Genomic DNA, 6,416 nt, shown 5'->3' with positions numbered 1-6,416 from the left:
TATGCCGGCCACTCAGGAATACCTGCGTGGTTCGGATTTCCGGTTCTGGCAAAATTGATCCAGGAATTGCTAACTTTCTCCGCTAAAGCATGTGCCGCTGGACCACCACCTGTCATATTTTTACCCCTCTCGATATTGTCAAAGACGAAGGGTAATTCCATACAATGCAAGGATTTATATTTACCATCCCAAACCGGGGACTGCCAGGTAAAAAGATACATATAAACCGGTGCACCATCTTGAAGTTTAGATTTTTCATTTGCCTGATCAACAGCCCCGGGACGGAACATTAAGTCCACGTCAATTAAGTCTTTTGGATCCGTATCATTAGGATAAGCATTTTTGACGGCCTGCAGATAGGCGTCTGCCTTATCTTTGTATTGTTCCTTTATATGGTCCATTATTTGCTGTTCAGAGGCTTTGGCAAATCGCATATTTGCAAATGGTGAAAATTCGTTTTTTGTTGTTCCCACTAATAGGGGTATATCTTTGGAAAGATCAAAAGCTTCATTGGAATACAACTGATAGGGCAGGTCTTCCCCATCCCGGCTAGGCCCCCAATTAAGTCCAAACCCGATTACAGGTTTACCATCGGCCTTCATTTTTTCTTCAATCGTCTTTAGCGCTTTGGCACCAGCTGCACTTAAAATTTCGAAAGGGATGTTCTGCAGGCTATCCACCTGATTTTCATTTAATCCAAGATTGGAAATTACCTCTGCTGTAATGGCCTGTGTTTCGTTTTTTTCCAACATGGCAGTACGGAAAGACCCGCTTTGATTGATGGCCTTATGGAAAAGACCCTTGGCTTTAGGCATAGCCATAAGCGTATTTACTTTGGCCCCACCGCCAGATTGTCCAAAAATGGTTACATTATCTGGATCGCCTCCAAAATTTTCAACATTGTTCTTTACCCATTCGAGTGCGGTCACGATATCTATAATGCTGTTATTGGCAGAATGCTTGTATTTATCGCCGTAAGCAGATAGATCTAAAAAGCCTAAAATATTCAGGCGGTGGTTAATAGAAACAACCACCACGTCTCCTTTTTTACTTAAGTTTTCTCCATCAGTAGAAGGTAATTCCTGACTGGAACCAGCAGTAAAACCGCCTCCGTGGATCCAAAAAAGAACGGGCCTTTTTTTACCATCGTCAATACCTGGGGTCCAAATATTAATTCGAAGGCAGTCTTCGTTAGGATATCCCCAGTCATGGTCAAAAACAAATTCAGGTTCATCCATAACCTGTGTTGTAGGCGTCATGAGGGGCGCTACAGGCCCATACATGGTTGAACTTCTAACACCTTCCCAGGAATCAGCTTTTGTTGGAGCCATAAAACGTTCTGCTTTGGCATAGGGGATTCCTTTATAGATATAGGTACCATCGTGTATATACCCTCGTACTTTCCCTGATTCCGTTTTAGTCACGGCGATATTCTCACCCGTAATGACTTCCTGCGCAGAAAGAGAAATGGTCATTAAAAATAGGACCAGGCCCATTTGATATAGATTAATTTTTTTCATTTTTTTAATATTAGTATTCCTATAAATATTGTTTTATTTAAAACCAATTTTTCTCAATCCTTCATGACTTATCTTCATGGCTTCAAGTGGTTTCAGGCCATCGAAGGTCATATCCTGTTCCACCATGTAGTATTTCATGCCAGACAGTTTTTTATTCTCTAGGATACGGGAAAAATCAATATTTCCATTACCTACCGGTGCAAACCTGCCTTGCTCATCCATGTCCTTTACATGCCAGATTTTAAAGCGTCCGGGATATTTCTCGAAATAAGCCACAGGATCTGCTCCTGCTTTGGTAACCCAATACAGGTCCATTTGAAAATTTACATATTTGGGGTCGCAATGTTCCAGCAAATAATCAATAGGCACAATACCATCTGAATCTTTTTGAAATTCAAAATCATGGTTATGGTATAGCAATTCAAGTCCGGCGGCCTGGCATTTTTTGCCAAGGGTGGTAACTATTTCGGCAAGATTGGCTGCACCTCCTGTCATACTCATAGTTCTGGTTTCACGATCAAAATTAAATAACCCCATAGGAGGCACAGGAATTACAAAATACTTAAACCCCGCCGCTTTAACATCGGCAATCATGGCATCTGCATTCTCCATAGTTACCGTACTCTGATGGCTACTGATGGGTTTTAAACCTAACTGATTCAATAACTTTTTAAAATCTGCAGGGGCCATATTGTAGAATTTACCATCTTTATAGCCCGCAGCTTCCAAGTAGCTGTATCCTGCATCTGCCACTGCTTGCAATGTAGTCTTAGCATCCGTCTCCATGGCATCCCTTACAGTGTATAGTGCTAAACCACCGAATTTTTCTTGTGCATTGACCATAATTATCCCGGCCATTACAAAAACTGAGAATAGGAGTTTTACGGTTGTTTTTGTGTTTAATTTTTTCATTGTTGTATATATATATTAGCTGTATTCCTATATCATTATATTCATCCTGTTAATGGAAACTGTATAAATAAGGTGCTTTATGGGCTTTCCCCTGAAATAGTTTTTCGTGTCGCTGCAGAATATCCATTGCCAGTATTTTACGTTGAAAACTGGTACGTCGCAGTTTTTCTCCTAAAATAGCTTCGTATACCTGTTGCAATTGCTTCATGGTAAATTTAGGAGGCAGCAGGTTCATGCCTACTAATTTTCTTTCCAGATTATCCCTGAGTACTTGCAGCGCCTTATCAACAATTTCCTGATGATCCATCATTAAGGGTGGCAGTTCATTTATAGCATACCAGTTAATGGAATCTGAGAGTTTATCGGGTTGCGGATTTACTTCATCATAATTGATTAAAGCGTAATAAGCCACGGAGATAAATCTGTCGAACATCCAATAGTTATCTTTTAAATCATAATTATTTTCTTGCAAGATCTTTCTCATTGTCTTAGGATCGGAGCGTGAAAGAGAACCAAACGTATGAAACTGTTCCAAATAAATATTATCTAATCCGGTTCGTTCCCTTAAACCTCTTTTTACCGCATCATCCAAATTTTCAGTTCGTTTTACAAAACCTCCCGGGAGGGCGAAAAATTTGGTATTATGATATTCCAGAACAAGTATTTTTAATTGATCCCCATTAAATCCAAAGATGACCGAATCATAGGCCAGATGAGGTATATAATCCTTACTGTCAGGTAGTTTCTTTTTTTTGATCTTTGTCAAGAATTAAACTTTCTCCAAATAAATGATAAAATTTCAAGAAAAAAAAGTATTATTGTAACAAAATGAGACAATAATAAAAATTTAACACTTTATCCCATGAAAACAGCCGTGATTTTTTCTCTTCTATTACCCTTTTTAAGTTCAATTGGTATGGCTCAGAATAACAATGCTTTTACTGTTCAGGTGAAAGTAGACAATGGTATCATTGAAGGTAATTATAATACACATACAGGTATTCAAACTTACTTTGGAGTTCCTTTTGCTAAACCACCGATAGGTGATTTGCGATGGAAGGCACCGCAACCATTGGACAATTGGGATGGTATAAAGGAAACCAAAACATTTGGCCCGAGACCCATGCAGACGCTGGTGTTTGGTGATATGAAATCTCGTTCGAACGGAGTTAGTGAAGATTGCCTTTATTTGAATATTTGGACTCCTGCTACCAGAAACATTAAGGATTTGCCTGTTTTGCTCTATTTTTTCGGTGGTGGAAATGTTGCAGGAGATGCCTCAGAATATCGGTATGATGGGGAGAGTATGGCCAAAAAAGGGATTGTAGTGGTTACAACGAATTACCGATTAAATATTTTTGGATTCTTTGCGCACCCGGAATTGAGTGCCGAAGCCCCTTACGGAGCATCAGGAAACTATGGATTGCTGGATCAAAACGCTGCCTTGAAATGGGTGCACAAGAACATTGCCGCCTTCGGGGGTAGTCCCAATAAAATTACAATTGCCGGAGAGTCGGCCGGATCCATAGGGGTTAGCCAACAGATGGCCTCGCCGCTTTCCAAAAATTTGATTGCCGGTGCTATTGGGGAGAGTGGAGCCGGAATTAAACCAACAATGGCTCCGGTATCCTTGAAGGACGCAGAAAATACCGGATCGGAATTTGCCAAAAACGCGGGATACCCTAGACTGGCGGAATTAAGAAAACTAAGTACAAGAGATGTTTATGAAATATACAACGAATCGAAAAGGTTCGGTTTCCCGGCCGTAATCGATGGCTATTTCTTACCAAAATCCCTACCCGAAATATTTGAAAGCAAGCAACAAGCTATGGTGCCTTTATTATTGGGATGGAATTCTGCTGAAATTCCCGGGATGGCTTTTATGCAAGGACAAGCTTACTCTGAGGAAAACTATTTGGCAAAGGTTAAAGAGGCCTATCCGGAAACACATGATGAGGTTTTAAAACTATACCCTCATGGTTCAGCACAGGAAATAGAAAGATCTGCTACAGACCTGGCCTCCGACCGTTTTATTGCCTACAGTACATGGAAATGGTTCGATCTGCACAGAAAAAACAGTGATCAACCGGTTTATCGATATCTATATAGCAAATTACGCCCTTCTTTAAGGGATAGGACCCTTGCTTCGGGCTTGGCGGGGGGTACAGTTAAAAAAGATGCCGAGGCTCCTAAAATGCCACAACCTATTGGGGCTCCACATGCCTGTGAGATTGAATATTGCATGGGGAACTTACATCTGGTTGATGACTATGCCTGGACCAAAGATGATTTTATGGTTTCGGAAACCATGCAAAATTATTTTGCCAATTTCATAAAAACAGCTAACCCAAATGGGGAAAACCTGGCAAATTGGCCATCCGCTGCAGCCAAAGATAGCTCACCACCTGTAATGATCCTCAATATGGAAAGTGAGGCGAAAAAGGCCACTAATGATGCCCGCTATGAATTTTTAGATAAAACTTATGGAAATTGAGAAAGTAGATTAGAAGATTTGAAATTAAACGATAAAATATAAAAACCTGCCATATGGCAGGTTTTTTTAGCTCTCATTAATGACTTTGCTGTGAACGCTTTAAATAGGTTTCAGAAATAAAAGTACGCCTTTACTTTAGGTTTTTATTAAAAAAATCAATGGTACGTTTCCAGGCCAATTCAGCCGCTTCTTTGTCATAGCGCGGCGTAGTTGTATTGTGAAAACCATGATTTACATCAGGATAGATATAGGCCTCATATTCCTTGTTATTTGATTTTAATGCCTCTTCATAAGCTGGCCAGCCCTCATTAACTCTCGTATCCAATCCGGCATATTGCAACATTAAAGGCGCGTTTATTTTATCGATATCTTCTTTAGGCTGTCCACCGTAAAAAGGTACGGCTGCTGAGAGTCCAGGAACTTTCACGGCCATCATATTTGAAATCCATCCGCCAAAGCAAAAACCAACTACCCCAATTTTACCATTGCATCCCTCGTGGGCTTTTAAGAATTCATAGGCGGCAATAAAATCTTCAAGCATTTCATTTCGGTCACGTTCTCGCTGCATTTCCCGGCCTTTATCGTCATTACCCGGATATCCGCCAAGAGGAGTCAGGGCATCTGGTGCCAGAGTTATGAAACCTTCCAAAGCTGCCATTCTCGCCGTGTCTTCAATATAGGGGTTAAGCCCCCTGTTTTCGTGTACTACAACAATGCCAGGCAATTTTCCTTTAGCATCCTTGGGCTTAGAGAGAAGCCCCTTAATGGTTCCACCGCCTTTGGAAGATTCATAATTAATATATTCCGATTCCAACCTGGGATCATTGGGTGGTACCAGCATGGTATCCTTGTAGTTGGGCATCATAAAGCTCATAAGAGATGAAATAGTGATACCACCTACGGCATAAAGAGATAGTCTTTCAATAAATTCGCGTCTCTGTAATTTGTTATGTGCATAATCATCATAGAGGTCAAAGACTTCCTGTTTAATATCTTCTTTTTTAAGTTTTTTCATAATAGTATTTTTATTTACTGCAATAGACTTTTCATAAAATTTTCTTTAAAAGCACGTCCAATAGGAGCTTTAATACTTCCAATCAAATAGACCTGGTTTCCGATTATTTTTTCAATTTTTGAGGTATTTATAATAAAGGACTTATGCGTTCTAAAGAAGTGTTTTTGATTTAAATTTTGTTCCCAAAAACGAAGGGGTTCTGAAGATAAGTATTTTTTTTCAGAGGTTATAATGTCTGTATAATCCGCATCAGATTTAATATAAATAATATCCTTGATGGCGATTTTTATATGTTCATATCCCGACTTAATAAAAATTTCTTTGCGATTCTCATAATGATTAGAAAGAGTTTCTTCCGTTTGTTTTAAACTGTTCCTCGCAGGTATTTTCGAGACTGCTTTTACAAAACGCTGGAACGAAAAGGGTTTTAATAAATAATCAACCACGTTTAAATCATAACTCTCCAGGGCATAAT

General features: G+C 39.7%; 6 protein-coding genes. 1 reads left to right on the top strand and 5 read right to left on the bottom strand.

The window, feature by feature from the left end; genetic code table 11:
* The 3 genes from WBN20_RS07865 to WBN20_RS07855 all read right to left on the bottom strand — a co-directional run.
* Positions 1–1,520 (bottom strand): carboxylesterase/lipase family protein (locus WBN20_RS07865; protein WP_424281291.1); only part of this gene is annotated, 1,520 nt, incomplete at its 3' end.
* A 33-nt stretch (positions 1,521–1,553) separates the two neighbouring features.
* Entirely contained in the window at positions 1,554–2,378 is an 825-nt protein-coding gene (locus tag WBN20_RS07860; RefSeq protein WP_424281292.1) for a sugar phosphate isomerase/epimerase family protein, read from the bottom strand.
* A 103-nt stretch (positions 2,379–2,481) separates the two neighbouring features.
* Complete coding sequence (locus tag WBN20_RS07855; protein ID WP_424281290.1) at positions 2,482–3,198, bottom strand: NUDIX hydrolase; 717 nt, start codon at positions 3,196–3,198, stop codon at positions 2,482–2,484.
* Between the two features lie 96 nt (positions 3,199–3,294).
* Here WBN20_RS07855 and WBN20_RS07850 point away from each other — a divergent pair, with 96 nt between their 5' ends.
* Positions 3,295–4,926: a carboxylesterase/lipase family protein gene (locus tag WBN20_RS07850; RefSeq protein WP_424281289.1), complete on the top strand. Its 1,632-nt coding sequence runs from the start codon at positions 3,295–3,297 to the stop codon at positions 4,924–4,926.
* A gap of 130 nt (positions 4,927–5,056) precedes the next feature.
* On the opposite strand, the gene WBN20_RS07845 is transcribed toward WBN20_RS07850, so the two are convergent.
* Positions 5,057–5,941 carry a dienelactone hydrolase family protein gene (locus tag WBN20_RS07845; protein WP_424281288.1) on the bottom strand — a complete coding sequence of 295 codons (885 nt, stop codon included), beginning with the start codon at positions 5,939–5,941 and terminating at the stop codon, positions 5,057–5,059.
* Positions 5,942–5,955: 14 nt separating this feature from the next.
* Positions 5,956–6,416 (bottom strand): LytR/AlgR family response regulator transcription factor (locus tag WBN20_RS07840; RefSeq protein WP_424281287.1); only part of this gene is annotated, 461 nt, incomplete at its 5' end.

It is taken from the genome of Eudoraea sp. (assembly GCF_049665975.1).
Taxonomy (GTDB): Bacteria; Bacteroidota; Bacteroidia; order Flavobacteriales; family Flavobacteriaceae; genus Eudoraea.
The sequence above is the reverse complement of the archived record's forward strand: the minus strand, read 5'-3'. Positions and strand labels throughout refer to the sequence as shown.